Raw genomic sequence first — 14597 nt, 5'->3', positions numbered from 1 at the left:
GTCTGCGCCAATGAACCGCCGTCCGGTCACGAAGTCGAAACGCCAGGCCTCGGGCGGTGACGGGCAGGGTCGCCGGCAGAGCGCCGGGCCGCACCGCCAGTCCGAGCTGGATCCGGACGAGGTGTTCGACCTCCAGACCTTCGCGCCGCCGGAGTCGGCGCTGGCCGCCGTGGTCGACGACACCGACGACACCGGGTACGACGAACCGATGCCCAGCGCCGAGCGGCTGATCGCCCAGGCGGTGTCGCTGGCCGACACCGACCACGACGCCGCCTGCCTGGTGGACCGGTTCTGGCGGTTCGCCGCCGACGAGGAGCTGGTCGGCTGCCGTCCGCAGGAAATGCTCGACGCCGCCCGGGCGCACCGGGAGCTGGCCGGGCACCGGCTGCCCGGCGAGTTGAAACTGCGGCTGACCCCGCCCGGCGACGGCCGGCCGTACACGGTCGTCGAGATCGTCACCGACGACATGCCGTTCCTGGTCGACTCGGTGACCGCGCTGCTGGCCGAACGGCACTTCGACGTCCATCTGCTGGTGCACCCGCTGGTGGTGGTCCGCCGCGAACCACTCGGCCAGCTCACCGAGGTGGCGGCCGACGTCGAGCCGGACGACGCGATCGACGGCGACCTGGTGGAGAGCTGGATCCGGATCGAGATCGACCCGATCCGGATCGCCGGCGACCTGGACCGGCTGCGCCGTGACCTGCAGCGGGTCCTCACCGACGTGCGGGAAGCGGTGGAGGACTGGCCCCGGATGCGCCAGCGGGCCCTGGTCCTGGCCGACGAACTCGACCGGGCCGAGCCCGGGTCACCCGAAGCGCCGCCGGTGCCGGAGAAGGACCTCACCGACTCGGTCGAGCTGCTGCGCTGGTTGGCCGACGACCACTTCACCTTCCTCGGCTACCGGGAGTACCGGCTGGTCGACAGCGGAGACGGGGAAAAGGCGCTGGTCGCGGTGCTCGGTTCCGGGCTCGGCATCCTGCGCCAGGACCAGACCCGGCCGCGCCCGCTCACCTCGATGACCCCGCAGGCGGCGGCGAAGGCGTTGGAACAGCGGCTGCTGATCATCACCAAGGCCAACTCGCGGGCCACCGTGCACCGGGCCGCCTACCTCGACTACGTCGGCGTCAAGGTCTTCGACTCGGCCGGGGCGGTGGTCGGCGAGCGCCGGTTCCTCGGGCTGTTCTCCACCGCCGCGTACCGGACCAGTGTGCAGGAGCTGCCGGTGGTCCGGCGCAAGGTCGCCGAGGTGCTGGAACGCTCCGGGCTCAGCCCGCGTAGCCACTCCGGCAAGGACCTGCTGCAGATCCTGGAGACCTACCCGCGCGACGAGCTGTTCCAGATCCGCACCGACGACCTCTACCACGCCGTACTCGGGGTGCTGCGGATGGCCGGCCGCCGGCAGTTGCGGCTGTTCCTGCGCTCCGACGGGTACGGGCGGTTCCTGTCCTGCCTGATCTACCTGCCCCGGGACCGGTTCACCACGCACAACCGGCTGCGGATGCAGCAGATCCTGCTGCGCGAGCTCAACGGGGTCGGCGTCGACTACACCACCCGGGTCACCGAGTCGATGCTGGCCCGGGTGCACTTCATCGTGCGTACCGACCCGGCGTCGCCCCCCGTCGAGCTGGACCCGGACCGGCTCGCTGAACTGCTCGCCGAGGCCACCCGGCTGTGGGAGGACGACTTCCGGCTGGTGCTGGAACGCAAGCTGGGCGACGAGTCGGCCAAGTCACTGCACCGGCGGTACGCCGACGCCTACCCGGAGGGGTACAAGGAGGAGCACACCGCGTACGAGGCGGTTCAGGACCTGGCCAAGCTGGAACTGCTGGAGGAGCCCGGCCAGCTGGAGATGCACCTGTTCCGGCCACCCGGCGGTACCGGGGTCGACGAGCGGGACGTGCGGTTCAAGGTCTACCGGTACGGCGAACCGATGGTGCTGTCCGATGTGCTGCCGGTGCTGCACTCTCTCGGTGTGCAGGTGATCGACGAACGGCCGTACGAGATCGACCGGGTCGACCAGCGGATCTACCTGTACGACTTCGGGCTGCGGCTGCCGGTCGGCGCCCGAGCGATGGCCGAGGTTCGGCCGCACGTGGAGAACGCGTTCTCGGCGGCCTGGCGCGGTGAGGCGGAGATCGACGGCCTCAACGAGCTGGTGCTGCGCGCCGGGCTGACCTGGCGGCAGGTGGTAGTGCTGCGGGCGTACGCGAAGTACCTGCGCCAGGCCGGCGCGGTCTTCTCCCAGGAGTACATGGAGTCCACTTTCGTCGCCTACCCGGCGATCGCCGCGCTGCTGATCCAACTCTTCGAGACCCGGTTCGCGCCGGGGCCCGACGTCGACGATGAGCGCCGCCGCCGGCGCGGCCAGGAACTGGTCGCCGTGATCGGCCGCCATTTCGACGAGGTGGACAGCCTCGACCAGGACCGGATCCTGCGCAGCTACCTGACGCTGATCCTGGCCACCCTGCGGACCAACTTCTACCAGCGGGGCGCCGACGGCCGCCCGGTCCCGTACGTGGCGATCAAACTCGACCCGCAGGCCGTCCCGGACCTGCCGGCGCCCCGGCCGGCGTACGAGATCTTCGTCTACTCGCCCCGGTTCGAGGGCGTGCACCTGCGCTTCGGTGAGGTCGCCCGGGGCGGGCTGCGCTGGTCGGACCGGCGGGAGGACTTCCGTACCGAGGTGCTCGGCCTGGTCAAGGCGCAGATGGTGAAGAACGCGGTGATCGTGCCGGTCGGTGCCAAGGGCGGCTTCGTGGTGAAGCAGCCCGGTGGTACGGCACGCGGCCGGGCGGCGGCCGAGCCACCGGACCGGGAGGCGGCCCAGGCCGAGGGGGTGGCCTGCTACCAGCAGTTCATCTCCGGTCTGCTGGACGTCACCGACAACATCGTCGCCGGGCAGATCGTGCCGCCGCAACGGGTGGTGCGCCACGACGGCGACGACCCGTACCTGGTGGTCGCCGCAGACAAGGGCACCGCGACCTTTTCCGATGTGGCCAACGCGATCTCGATCTCCCGGGGCTTCTGGATGGGCGACGCGTTCGCCTCCGGCGGGTCGGCCGGCTACGACCACAAGAAGATAGGCATCACCGCGCGGGGCGCCTGGGAGTCGGTCAAGCGGCACTTCCGGGAACTGGGGGTGGACGTCCAACGGCAGGACTTCACGGTGGTCGGCATCGGTGACATGTCCGGTGACGTGTTCGGCAACGGCATGCTGCTGTCCGAACACGTCCGGCTGGTCGCCGCCTTCGACCACCGGCACATCTTCCTCGACCCGGACCCGGACCCGGCCACCTCGTACGCCGAGCGGCGGCGGCTGTTCGACCTGCCCCGGTCGTCGTGGGCCGACTACGACACCGGGCTGATCTCAGCCGGCGGTGGGGTGTACCCGCGTACTGCCAAGTCGGTGCCGGTCAGCTGGCAGGTCCGCGCGGCGCTCGGCCTCGACGACGGGGTCGACCTGCTCTCCCCGCCGGAGCTGATCCGGGCGATCCTGCGCGCCCCGGTGGACCTGCTGTTCAACGGCGGCATCGGCACCTACGTCAAGGCCTCCGGCGAGTCGCACGTCGACGCCGGCGACAAGGCCAACGACGCGATCCGGGTCGACGGCCGGTCGGTGCGGGCGAAGGTGGTCGGCGAGGGCGGCAACCTGGGGCTCACCCAGCGGGGCCGGATCGAGTACGCGATCGCCGGCGGGCGGATCTACACCGACTTCATCGACAACTCGGCCGGGGTGGACTGCTCCGACCACGAGGTCAACATCAAGATCCTGCTGGGTGGTGCGGTGGCCGACGGGGAGCTGACCGTGCCGCAGCGCGACGCCCTGCTCGCCGAGATGACCGACGAGGTCGCCGCGCTGGTGCTGCGGGACAACTACGACCAGGCGCGGGCCCTGGCCAACGCCTGCGCGCAGGCGCGTCCGCTGCTGCCGGTGCACCGGCGGATGATCACCGACCTGGAACAGTCGGGGCAGCTGGACCGGGAGCTGGAGGCGCTGCCGTCCGACGAGGATCTGGCCGAGCGGATCCGTGCCGGCGCCGACGGGCTGACCCTGCCCGAGTTCGCGGTGCTGCTCGCCTACGCCAAGATTTCCATCGAGGGACAGGTGCTGGCCGACGGGCTGCCCGACGAGGCGTGGACCGACCGGGTGCTGGCCAACTACTTCCCGACCCCGCTGCGCGAGCGGTACGCCGCCCGGATGACCGACCACCAGCTGCGCCGGGAGATCGTGGTGACCAGCCTGGTCAACGAGGCGGTCAACCGGGGTGGCATGTCCTTCGTCTACCGGACGATGGAGGAGACCGGAGCGTCGGCGGCCGACGTGCTGCGGGCCTACGTGGTGGTCCGCGACGTGTTCGGGCTCGACACGCTGTGGGCAGACATCGACGCGCTGGACAACGTGGTCGGCACCGCCGCGCAGGTATCGGTCTATCTGGAGAGCCGGCGACTACTGGACCGGGCTGTCCGCTGGCTGGTCACCAACCGCAAGTCCCCGCTGGACGTGCCAGGGGAGACCGCCCGGCTGCGCGACGGGGTGTCGCGGCTGCTGCCGGAGCTGGGCGACTACTTCCGGGGCGACGAGCGGGAGTCGCTGCGGGCCCACGTCGACACCATGACCGGTCGCGGCCTGCCGCCGGATCTCGCCGATCGGGCCACTCGGATCATGTACAGCTTCGGGCTGCTCGACGTGGTGGAGACCGCCGCCGACACCGGCTGTGACGTCACCGAGGTCGCCTCGGTGTACTTCATGCTGTCCGAACGGTTCCGGGTCGACTGGCTGCTGAGCAAGATCTCGCTGCTGCCCCGGGGGGACCGCTGGCAGACGCTGGCCCGCACCGCGCTGCGCTACGACCTGTACGCCGCGCTGGCGGCGCTCACCGTCGAGGTGCTCACCGCCACCCCGGGCGAGGTGGCGGTGCAGGACCGGGCCGAACAGTGGGAGCAGGACAACGCCAGCGCGGTGGCCCGGGTACGGCGGGCGATGGAGGATTTCGCCCACTCGCCGGCCGACCTCGCAGCATTGTCGGTGCTGCTGCGCCAGATCCGGACACTGGTTCGCACATCTTCGGCCAACTGACCACATCGGCCGGAAAAGCTGCATACTTTCGGCAGGGCAGACAGCGGCACTTCGAGATAGCGGCATGTCCGGGCGGGGAACGGCTTCTCCATCAGGGCGGCGCGCCGGCCGTCCCGTACGGCAGGAGGCAGGCAGGATGCTGGACAAGCGTCTCTACCATCATCTGGTCAGCTGGCTGGGCCAGTGGCCGGCCGGCCGGGCGTTGCAGGTGGTCGGCTCGGAGCGGCGGATTCGACCGGGCTGGGACGGCCGACCCCATCCGGTGGTCGGCGTCGGGGCGCCCGGCGGCGCGGTGCTGTCCGTGCCACCCGACAAGGTCGAGGCGGTACGCGCGTTGACCGACCTGCCGCTCACCGATCTGCTGGCCAAGTTGCCCACCGCGGTCGGCCGTCCTGGCTGGCGGGCGCAGCGCACCGTGTTCCGGTACTGTCTGGCGCCGGCGCCGCTGCCCGACGCCGGGGACTGGATCGACTCCGCTGACGAGTCGTTGCCGCCCTGGCTGCGGCAGTTCACCAACCCGGTGCTGGTCGCCCGGGACGCCGAGGGGACGTTCCTGGCCGGGGTCGGGCTGAAGCGGCACGGCGCGCACGGCCAGGAGATCGCGGTCGGCACCGTACCGGCGGCCCGTGATCGTGGTCTGGCCCGCCGGCTGGTCGCCCAGGCCGCCCGTCGGGTGCTCGACGGCGGCGCCGTCCCCACCTACCTGCACGCGGTGGGCAACGCCGCGTCGGCGAAGGTGGCCTCGGCCGCCGGGTTCCGCGACCGGGGCTGGACTGCGTACGGCATCTCCGCCGACTGACCGGGTACCGGAGCTCTGCCCTGACACCCGGGCCGGCTTCACCCGGTACGGGTGATGCCGTACCACCCGATCGGCCGCGACCCTGCCACTGGGTGGAGGGAGCGGATCATGCCGCAGACGACGCAGCGGGCGCAGACCACACGGACGGCCTCGGCGCGTGAACCGATGCCGGCGACGCGGGAGTTCTTCGACCGCCTCGGCCAGAAGGAGAACGCGGCGCTGCTGCGGCAGATCTCCGGGACGGTGCGGTTCGACCTGGCACACGACGAACAGGTGGACTACTGGTTCGTCACCTTCGATGACGGCCGGGCCAGCCTGGTGCGCGAGCAGCGGGACGCAGAGAGCGTGCTGCGTACCGATCAGGAGGTCTTCGAAGGGATGGCCCGGGGCGAGATCAACCCGATGGCGGCGATGTTACGCGGCGACATCATGGTGCTCGGCGATCTTCGCCTGCTGATCCTGATCGAGCGGATGATGCCCGGCCCACCCGGTTCCCACGACCCACGCGCGTTCGCCCGGCGGGAGAGGACTGAGCAATGACCGAGGGAATGGTCAGTATCCTGGACGGTAACACCTTCGTGGTCAGTGACAGTCAGGGCGACATCGACGCCTCTCCGGCGGCACCCACCGGGCTGTTCTCGTTCGACACCCGGTTCCTGTCGAAGTGGCAGCTGACCATTGACGGTGAGCGGTTGTCCTCACTGTCGGTCGATGACCTGCAGTACTTCGAGGCACGGTTTTTCCTGGTGCCCGGCGAGCCGACCCACTACGTCGATGCCGAGATGTCGGTGATCCGGCAGCGCTGGGTGGGCGGCAGCTTCGACGAGGAAATTACCATTCTCAACCATGCCCAGGAGCCGGTGGAGCTGAAAGTCCGGCTGGAGGCGGGCAGTGACTTCGCCGACCTGTTCGAGATCAAGGACGTCCGGAACAAGGTCGGCAAGCACTACGCCCACGTCGACCGGGACTGCCTGCGGCTCGGCTACCAGCGGGAGAGCTTCCACCGGGAGACGGTCATCTCCAGCAGCGAGCCGGCGGCGATCGACGAGCACGGACTCAGCTTCACCATCGTCGTCGAGCCGCACGGCCGGTGGGTCACCCACATCAAGGTGAAGACCACCGCGATCGGTCCGGACGGTCGTGACCTGCGCGAAGGGATGCTCGGTCAGCACTTCGACCGGGCCAAGCCGGAGATGCGCCGGGAACTGGACGAGTGGATCGCCCGGGCACCCCGGCTGTCCTGCGAGTGTGAGCCGCTCGCGTCGACGTACCGGCGGAGCCTGGTGGATCTGGCCGCGCTGCGCTACACCCCGTTGTCGCTGGCCGGCCAGTCGGTGCCGGCCGCCGGTGTGCCGTGGTTCGCCACCATGTTCGGCCGGGACAGCATCTTCACCAGCCTGCAGGCATTGCCGTTCGCTCCGGAGCTGGCGGCGTCTACCCTGCGGCTGCTCGGCGGGTTGCAGGGCAGCAAGCTCGACGACTTCCGGGACGAGGAACCGGGAAAGATCCTGCACGAGATCCGGTACGGCGAGTCGTCGGCCTTCGAGGAGCAGCCGCACACTCCGTACTTCGGAGCAGCCGACTCGACCCCGCTGTTCGTCGTGCTGCTCGACGAGTACGAGCGGTGGAGCGGCGACGTCAAGCTGGTCCGGGCCTTGGAGGTCGAGGCCCGGCAGGCGCTGTGCTGGATCGACACCTACGGTGATCTGCTCAATAACGGCTACCTGTGGTACGAGCGGCGCAACGAGGAGACCGGGCTGGAGAACCAGTGCTGGAAGGACTCCTGGGATGCGATCTGCTACCGCGACGGCCGGCTGCCCGGCTACCCCCGGGCGACCTGTGAGCTGCAGGGGTACGCGTACGACGCCAAGATGCGCGGCGCCCGGCTGGCCCGCGAGATCTGGCACGACCCGGGGTACGCCGACCAGTTGGAGCGGGAGGCGGCCGACCTGAAACATCGGTTCAACCGGGACTTCTGGGTCGCCGACGGGGAGTACTTCGCGCTCGCGCTGGACCCGGAGGGCGGCCAGGTCGACGCGTTGTCGTCGAACATAGGCCACCTGCTGTGGAGCGGCATCGTCGATGCCGGCAAGGCCAAGAAGATCGCCAAGCACCTGGTCAGCCCGCGGATGTTCTCCGGCTGGGGGGTGCGGACCCTTGCCGAGGGGGAGGGCCGGTTCAATCCGATCGGCTACCACGTCGGCACGGTCTGGCCGTTCGACAACTCGTTCATCGCCTGGGGCCTGCGCAAGTACGGCTTCGTCGAGGAGTCGGCCCGGATCGCCGACGGGATCATCAACGCCGCGCAGTACTTCAACGGCCGGCTGCCGGAGGCGTTCGGCGGCTACGACCGGGCGCTGACCAAGTATCCGGTGGAGTATCCGACCTCCTGCAGCCCGCAGGCCTGGTCGACCGGGGCCACCCTGCTGCTGCTGCGGACCCTGCTCGGCCTGGAGCCGCAGGGTGAGCACCTGGTGGTCGACCCGGCGTTGCCGATCAGCATGGGCCGGATCGAACTATTGGACATTCCCGGCAGGTGGGGCCATATCGACGCGTTCGGTCGTGGCCGGATGGACATTCACCGCAGGGAACGCCAGCCGGCCTGACGGGACATCCGGGCGTAGGGTATCGACCGTGCGGGTTGGGATTGTGATTCTGCCGGACGAGCCGTGGTCGGTGACGTCGCGCCGCTGGCGCCAGGCCGAGGAGTGGGGCTTCGACCACGCCTGGACCTACGACCATCTGGGATGGCGGGATCTGGTCGACGGGCCGTGGTTCGACGCGGTACCGACGCTGGCCGCCGCCGCGTCCATCACCTCCCGGATCCCGCTGGGCACCCTGGTTGCCTCGCCGAACTTCCGGCACCCGGTGCACTTCGCCCGGGAGATCACTGCCTTGGACGACATCTCCGACGGCCGGGTGCTACTCGGGGTGGGTGCCGGCGGGCTCGGCTTCGACGCCACCGTCCTCGGCATGCCGCCGCTGACCCCGCGCGCCCGCGCCGACCGGTACGCCGAGTTCGTCGAGCTGCTCGACCTGCTGCTGCGGACCGACCGGGTCACCTGGCAGGGCCGGTACTTCCGGGCGGTCGACGCCCGCAGCGCCCCTGGTTGCCGGCAGCGCCCCCGGGTGCCGTTCGTCCTGGCCGCCAACGGGCCCCGGTCGTTGGACCTGGCCGCCCGGTTCGGTACCGGCTGGGTGACCACCGGCACCGTCTTCGACGACCAGGCCGCCTGGTGGGCCTCGGTGGGCCAGTTGGCGCAGCGGTGCGACACGGCGTTGGACCGGGCGGGGCGGGACTCCGGCAGCCTGCGCCGGTACCTGTCGCTGGATTCGGCACCGGTCTTTTCGTTGACCAGCGCCGACTTCTTCGCCGCCGCAGTCGACCGGGCCGCTGGGCTCGGGTTTACCGACGTGATCACCCACTGGCCGCGCCGGAGCAGCTGGTACGCCGGCGACGAGCGGGTGCTGGCTGAGGTGGCGACCGACGTACTGCCGCAGTTGCGGGCCTGACTCTGCCCGCCGAGCGCCGCCCGCCGACGAGGCGTCAACCGGACCGGTCGGCCGGCCGTGGTCCGGGCAGCTCGGCACTGGGCTGGCGGTCGGCCCGCAATCCGGCCACCTCGGCCCGCAACGCGGCGAGTTCCTCGGTGAGCGCGACGACGTCGGCGCGGGTCGCCGGCGACTCGGCGGTGTCGGCCTCGCCCGCTGCGGAGATGCGCTCCACGATCCAGCTGGCCAGCGAGCCGGTGACGAAACCGATCAGGCCGATACCGCCGATCATCAGTGCCAGCGCCACGAACCGGCCGGTGCTGGTGATCGGGTAGTAGTCGCCGTAGCCGACGGTCGTGATGGTGACCACCGACCACCACAGCGCGTCCGGATAGGTGTTGATCGCACCGTCGGGATGGCTGCGTTCGGCGTCCAGCACCGCCAGCGCGGAGACGATCACCAGCAGTACCGTGGTGGAGCCGACGTAGAGCGCCAGCCGGCCACGGGCCCAGACCTCGGTGCGTCGGGTCAGCAGGAGCACCGCGGTGACCAGCCGGAGCATCCGCAACGGCCGGAGGATGGGCAGCAGCAGCACGATCAGGTCGAACAGGTTGGCGCGGACGAACCGCCACCGGTCGCCGGCCAGCCACAGCCGGACGAGGTAGTCGACCCAGAAAAGCGCCCAGATCACGATGTTGGCAGCGACACACACGGCGTGCCAGCGCGCCGGCATCTGCGGGTAGAGAATGGGCGCGGCATAGACGACGAGGAACGCCACGGCGAGCACGGTCAACCCGGCCGCTGTCTGGCGCTCCCACCTGGCGGTTCGGTCCTCGCGGTGGGGGTCGGGCCCCGGATCCTGGAGAGACATGCCCGACAGGCTGCCTGATGGCGGCAACCGGCCCGCCACCGGCCCCACCGCGACCTCGGCTGGCCGGCGTCGTCGGTGGCGGGTCCCGATGTGGCGGCGCGGTGCCGACCGGTTCCAGCACCCGGCCCAGGTGATCGCCGGCGGGTTCGCTGCCGCCATCGCGCTCGGTACGGCGCTGCTGATGCTGCCGGCGGCGAGCCGGTCCGGCACCTCGCCGCCGCTGATCGACGCCCTGTTCACCGCGACCTCCGCGGTCTGCGTGACCGGGCTGGTGGTGGTCGACACGGGGGGTCACTGGTCGGCGTTCGGCCAACTGGTGATCATGGGCCTGATCCAGATCGGCGGACTGGGCATCATGACCCTGGCGACGCTGTTCACCGTACTGCTGTCCCGCCGCCTCGGCCTGCGGGCCCGGTTTCTCGCCCAGGCGGAGACCAAGACGCTGAGCCTGCGCGACGTCCGCCGGGTGGTGCGCAACATCGTGCTGTTCAGCCTGGCCAGTGAACTCGTGGTCGCGCTGGTGCTGACCGTACGGTTCGCGGTCGGCTACGACTACCCGTGGGGTCGGGCCGCGTACCACGGGGTGTTCCACGCGGTCTCGGCGTTCAACAACGCCGGCTTCGCCCTGTACACCGACAGTCTGATGCGCTTTGCCGCCGATCCCTGGATCACCACCACCGTCGCCCTGGCGGTGATCGTCGGCGGACTCGGCTTCCCGGTGGTCTTCGAACTGCTCCGGTGCTGGCACCGTCCCCGCCTCTGGTCGGTGCTGACCCGGATCACCGTGGTGCTGACGGCCAGCCTGCTGGCCGTCGGCACCATCGTGTTCACCCTGGTCGAGCTGCGCAACCCGGCGACGTTCGGCCCACTCGACGGCGCGCACAAGGTGCTGGCCGGCTTCTTCGCCTCGGTGATGACCCGTACCGCTGGGTTCAACAGCGTCGACATCGCGGCCATGCGGCCGGAGAGTCTGCTGCTCAGCGACATCCTGATGTTCATCGGTGGCGGCAGCGCCGGCACCGCCGGCGGGGTCAAGGTGACCACGGTCGGCCTGCTGGCCTTTGTGCTGTGGGCCGAGATGCGCGGCGAGACCCGGGTGAACGTCGGCTCCCGTCGGGTGCCGGAGGGCAACCAGCGGCAGGCGCTCGCGGTGCTGCTGCTGTCCCTCGGCGCGGTGGCGGTGGCCACCTTCACCCTGCTCGCCATGACCCGGTACCCGCTCGACCAGGTGCTGTTCGAGGTCGTCTCGGCGTTCGGCACCGTCGGGCTGTCCACCGGCATCACCGCCGGCCTGCCACCAGCGGCCGACGTCCTGCTGGTCGTGCTGATGTTCATGGGCCGGATCGGGCCGTTGACCGTGGCGTCGGCACTGGCGCTGCGGGAACGGAGCCGGCGCTACGAACTTCCGGAGGAGAGGATCATCGTTGGCTGACGCACGCAACGAACCGGTGGTGGTGATCGGGCTCGGCCGATTTGGCGGGGCGCTCGCCGTCGAACTCAACAACCGGGGCACCGAGGTGCTCGGTATCGACGGCGATGCCCGGACCACCCAGAGCTACAGCGGGCAGCTGCCGCATCTGGCCACCGCCGACGCCACCGACGTCGAGGCGCTGCGCCAGCTCGGGGTGAACGAATTTCACCGGGCGGTGGTCGGCATCGGCACCGACATCCAGGCCAGCATCCTGGCCACCTCGTTGCTCGCCGAGCTCGGCGTGGCGGACATCTGGGCGAAGGCGATCAGCCGGCAGCATGGCCGGATCCTGGAACGGGTCGGTGCCCATCACGTGATCCTGCCGGAGCACGACATGGGCGAGCGGGTCGCCCATCTGCTGACCGGGCGGCTGTTGGACTACGTGGAGGTCGACCGGGACTTCGCGATGGTCAAGACGACTCCGCCGCAGGACGCGGTCAGCGTGCCGTTGCGCGAGTCGCGGGTCCGGTCCCGGTACGGCGTGACGGTGGTGGCGGTGAAGAGCGAGGCACGGGGCCCGGACGCCCGGTTCACCTACGCCACCCCGGACACCGTCCTGATGTACGGCGACATCGTCCTGGTGCTGGGCAGGATCGACGACGTGGAGCGGTTCGCCGAGTCCGGCTGACGCCCGGCGGGCAATCGGTCAGCGGCGCGGCCGCAGCCGGCAAGAGCGGTCAGCGGCGCGGCCGGCGGGCGTGGTAGACGAAGGCTGGCGGCAGGTTGCCGAGCACCGTACGCCCCATCACCACCTCCTCGAACCGGTCCCGCAGCAGTTGCCGGAACCGACGGGCCGGCGGGGTCTGCGCGGTCAGTACGTACGCGAATGTGGTGAATGCCCCGTCCGGCCCCAGCACGTCGCATACCGCGCCGAGGGCGGACAGCTGCAGATCACGCGGGAAGGAGACCCACGGCAGCCCGCTGACCACCACGTCGGCGGTGGCCAGGCCCCGCCCGGCTACCAGGGTCCGGCAGTCGGCGGCGTCGCCGACGATCACCTCGACCTGCGGGTGCCGTCCGGCCAGCAGGTCGGCAAGTGTCGGGTTGAGCTCGATCGCCAGGTGCCGACCCCGGCCGCCGAGCCGCTGCTGGATCACCCCGGTGAAGGCACCGGTGCCGGGCCCGAGCTCGACGACGACCGGGTCGCCGCGTTCCGGGACCGGCGCGGTGATCGCCTCGGCCAACCGCTGTGAGCTGGGGGCGACCGCACCGATCCGGGTGGGCGACCGGAGGAACTCGCGCAGGAACGCCCCGGCGTCGCCGCCGCGCCGGGCAGCCGGAAGCGGCGCGGACTGCGGCGTGGCTGCGCTCTCCGACACGGGTACGGACATGAGGGGACTCCTCTGCGCGGGTGCTCCGGCGAGCCGGGAGACAGGGCATGCCTCGGTCCAGGAGACACAGCATGCCTATTGCGGCACACCCTGTCAAAAGGGTGGCCGGTCGCGGTCAGCTGGTCGCGCTGAGCAGCCCTCGAAGCCAACCGGCCTGACCGACGTGCTGCAGGCTGTCGTTGGCCACGCTGACCAGCCGCGCGCCGAGGGTCACCGGCGGATCCCACCGTTGGTCGACGATCCGGTCCAGGTCAGCGTCGGTCAGGCCGACCAGGAACCGCCGGGTCCGGTCGGCGACCGCCGTGTAGTAGTCGACCAGCGCGGCAGCGCTCTCCGGCGCCACCGCCGCCACCTGCTCGGCGCTGTGCCCGTACCCGGTGTCCGCCGGATCGGCGGTCCGGCCGAACCGCCGCGCCCAGCTGTCGCCGGCCCAGACCTGCGGCTCGCCGATCACCTCGGCCAGATGGTCGTCCTGGACCCGGGTCAGGTGCCAGACCAGCCAGCCGATCGGGTTCGTGCCCGACGCTGGTGACCAGCGCAGCTGCTCCGGGCTCAGCCCGTCGACAGCCGCGTGGACCAACTCGGGCAACCGGTCGAAGGTCTCCACCAGCAGGGTGCTCGCATCCACCGTGCCCGTCCCCTCCCTGGGGCATCGACGTCCCCGGTCATGGGCCGTGGCGACCCTGCCCGGCCGGTCACGGCGGCCGTAGGCTATCAACGTGCCATGGCCCGCTACCTGCTCTTTCCCGGTCGGCACCACCTTCTCACCCAGTTCCAGGCCGACTATCTGAGCGGGCTGGCCGCCCGCGAGGCTGCGGCGTCCGACGGGTTGTGCACCGTCGTCTGGGCGGTGACGTCGGCCAACCATGGCAACACCCGGCGCAACCCGGTGCCGGTCCACCGGCTCGCCCCGGTCGCATCCCTGCCGAACAGCTGAGCGGTCAGAGCCGCTCGAACGGTTCGGCGTAGCGGAACCGGCCCGGTGTCGGCGTGGCCCCGCCCAGCGGACGGGCCTGGAAGTAGGGCCCCCACCGCGGATCGGGCGCGACGATGCCGAACTCGCTGGCCGGCCGCAGCCCGAACCGGCGGTAGTACGCCGGTTCGCCGAGCAGCGCGACGAGTGTCTCGTCGCGGGCTTCGGCGGCGGCGAGCACCGCGTGCATCAGCGCCGAGCCGACGCCGGCGCGTTGCCGGTTCGGGCGTACCGCCAGCGGGCCGAGGCCCAGCACCGGCCGGCTGTCGAGTTGTCCCCGGGTGCAGACCACGTGCCCGACGACCTCGCCGGTGGCGTCCAGGCCCGGCAGGTGCCCGTCCTGCCCGCGTCCAGCGCCGGCGTCGACGGCGACGGCGACCAGCGACAGCGCCGGGATCCACGCGGGGTCGGCACGCAGTTCGTCCAGCAGCCCGACCTCGGCCGGCGTTTCGGTCACGGTCCCCGGCCGGTCCGTTGGCTCCGGCCGGTGCGCAGCCGGCGGCCGGCTGAAGGCTGCTGCCACCACCTCCCGGACCGCCGCGACGTCGCCAGCTCGTTCCCGCCTGACCAGCACGGCCGCCAT

12 protein-coding genes are annotated in these 14597 nt (G+C 71.0%); 8 read left to right on the top strand and 4 right to left on the bottom strand.

The features are described from left to right. The first annotated feature begins 10 nt into the window (after positions 1 to 10). The 5 genes from O7610_RS14670 (at position 11) to O7610_RS14650 (ending at position 9389) form a co-directional block, all read left to right on the top strand. The gene (locus tag O7610_RS14670; protein ID WP_289213501.1) at positions 11 to 5077 is read left to right on the top strand and encodes an NAD-glutamate dehydrogenase; all 5067 of its coding nucleotides are present in this window, start codon (positions 11 to 13) and stop codon (positions 5075 to 5077) included. A 136-nt stretch (positions 5078 to 5213) separates the two neighbouring features. Further along, positions 5214 to 5876 carry a GNAT family N-acetyltransferase gene (locus O7610_RS14665; protein ID WP_281551303.1) on the top strand — a complete coding sequence of 221 codons (663 nt, stop codon included), beginning with the start codon at positions 5214 to 5216 and terminating at the stop codon, positions 5874 to 5876. 108 nt (positions 5877 to 5984) lie between these two features. Next, entirely contained in the window at positions 5985 to 6416 is a 432-nt protein-coding gene (locus O7610_RS14660) for an SCP2 sterol-binding domain-containing protein (protein WP_281551302.1), read from the top strand. Further along, positions 6413 to 8482: an amylo-alpha-1,6-glucosidase gene (locus tag O7610_RS14655; RefSeq protein ID WP_281551301.1), complete on the top strand. Its 2070-nt coding sequence runs from the start codon at positions 6413 to 6415 to the stop codon at positions 8480 to 8482. The genes O7610_RS14660 and O7610_RS14655 overlap by 4 nt, the downstream gene beginning before the upstream one ends. A gap of 28 nt (positions 8483 to 8510) precedes the next feature. Further along, a complete protein-coding gene (locus O7610_RS14650) occupies positions 8511 to 9389 on the top strand; it encodes an LLM class flavin-dependent oxidoreductase (protein ID WP_281551300.1) in 879 nt (292 codons plus the stop codon). A 34-nt stretch (positions 9390 to 9423) separates the two neighbouring features. On the opposite strand, the gene O7610_RS14645 is transcribed toward O7610_RS14650, so the two are convergent. Further along, positions 9424 to 10239 (bottom strand): potassium channel family protein, encoded by an 816-nt coding sequence (locus O7610_RS14645; protein ID WP_281551299.1) that lies wholly within the window; start codon positions 10237 to 10239, stop codon positions 9424 to 9426. Between O7610_RS14645 and O7610_RS14640 the strand changes: the two genes are divergently transcribed. Together O7610_RS14640 and O7610_RS14635 are read left to right on the top strand one after the other, a co-directional pair. Then, positions 10238 to 11671, top strand: coding sequence for a TrkH family potassium uptake protein (locus tag O7610_RS14640; RefSeq protein ID WP_281551298.1), 1434 nt, complete (start codon positions 10238 to 10240; stop codon positions 11669 to 11671). The two genes, O7610_RS14645 and O7610_RS14640, sit on opposite strands and share 2 nt — an antisense overlap. Beyond that, positions 11664 to 12338, top strand: a complete 675-nt coding sequence (locus O7610_RS14635; RefSeq protein ID WP_281551297.1) for a potassium channel family protein — start codon at positions 11664 to 11666, stop codon at positions 12336 to 12338. The genes O7610_RS14640 and O7610_RS14635 overlap by 8 nt, the downstream gene beginning before the upstream one ends. A 49-nt stretch (positions 12339 to 12387) precedes the next feature. On the opposite strand, the gene O7610_RS14630 is transcribed toward O7610_RS14635, so the two are convergent. Both O7610_RS14630 and O7610_RS14625 read right to left on the bottom strand, forming a co-directional pair. Then, a complete protein-coding gene (locus O7610_RS14630) occupies positions 12388 to 13041 on the bottom strand; it encodes a class I SAM-dependent methyltransferase (protein WP_281551296.1) in 654 nt (217 codons plus the stop codon). A 115-nt stretch (positions 13042 to 13156) separates the two neighbouring features. After that, on the bottom strand, positions 13157 to 13669 hold the full coding sequence (locus O7610_RS14625) for a mycothiol transferase (RefSeq protein WP_289213500.1): 513 nt from the start codon (positions 13667 to 13669) through the stop codon (positions 13157 to 13159). A gap of 96 nt (positions 13670 to 13765) precedes the next feature. Between O7610_RS14625 and O7610_RS14620 the strand changes: the two genes are divergently transcribed. Next, positions 13766 to 13978 (top strand): hypothetical protein, encoded by a 213-nt coding sequence (locus O7610_RS14620; protein WP_289213499.1) that lies wholly within the window; start codon positions 13766 to 13768, stop codon positions 13976 to 13978. A gap of 4 nt (positions 13979 to 13982) precedes the next feature. Here the strand turns inward: O7610_RS14620 and O7610_RS14615 are convergent, their stop codons facing one another. Continuing rightward, on the bottom strand, positions 13983 to 14597 hold the full coding sequence (locus tag O7610_RS14615; RefSeq protein WP_289213498.1) for a GNAT family N-acetyltransferase: 615 nt from the start codon (positions 14595 to 14597) through the stop codon (positions 13983 to 13985).

Origin of the sequence: Solwaraspora sp. WMMA2065 (assembly GCF_030345075.1) — a bacterium.
In the GTDB taxonomy this organism is placed as follows: domain Bacteria; phylum Actinomycetota; class Actinomycetes; order Mycobacteriales; family Micromonosporaceae; genus Micromonospora_E.
The sequence above is the reverse complement of the archived record's forward strand: the minus strand, read 5'-3'. Positions and strand labels throughout refer to the sequence as shown.

Excerpts from the sequence above, each read along its gene's own strand:
- O7610_RS14670 (WP_289213501.1), top strand. The coding sequence starts at position 11 with ATGAACCGCCGTCCGGTCACGAAGTCGAAACGCCAGGCCTCGGGCGGT.
- O7610_RS14665 (WP_281551303.1), top strand. The coding sequence starts at position 5,214 with ATGCTGGACAAGCGTCTCTACCATCATCTGGTCAGCTGGCTGGGCCAG.
- O7610_RS14660 (WP_281551302.1), top strand. The coding sequence starts at position 5,985 with ATGCCGCAGACGACGCAGCGGGCGCAGACCACACGGACGGCCTCGGCG.
- O7610_RS14655 (WP_281551301.1), top strand. The coding sequence starts at position 6,413 with ATGACCGAGGGAATGGTCAGTATCCTGGACGGTAACACCTTCGTGGTC.
- O7610_RS14640 (WP_281551298.1), top strand. The coding sequence starts at position 10,238 with ATGCCCGACAGGCTGCCTGATGGCGGCAACCGGCCCGCCACCGGCCCC.
- O7610_RS14645 (WP_281551299.1), bottom strand. The coding sequence starts at position 10,239 with ATGTCTCTCCAGGATCCGGGGCCCGACCCCCACCGCGAGGACCGAACC.
- O7610_RS14630 (WP_281551296.1), bottom strand. The coding sequence starts at position 13,041 with ATGTCCGTACCCGTGTCGGAGAGCGCAGCCACGCCGCAGTCCGCGCCG.
- O7610_RS14620 (WP_289213499.1), top strand. The coding sequence starts at position 13,766 with ATGGCCCGCTACCTGCTCTTTCCCGGTCGGCACCACCTTCTCACCCAG.
- O7610_RS14615 (WP_289213498.1), bottom strand. The coding sequence starts at position 14,597 with ATGGCGGCCGTGCTGGTCAGGCGGGAACGAGCTGGCGACGTCGCGGCG.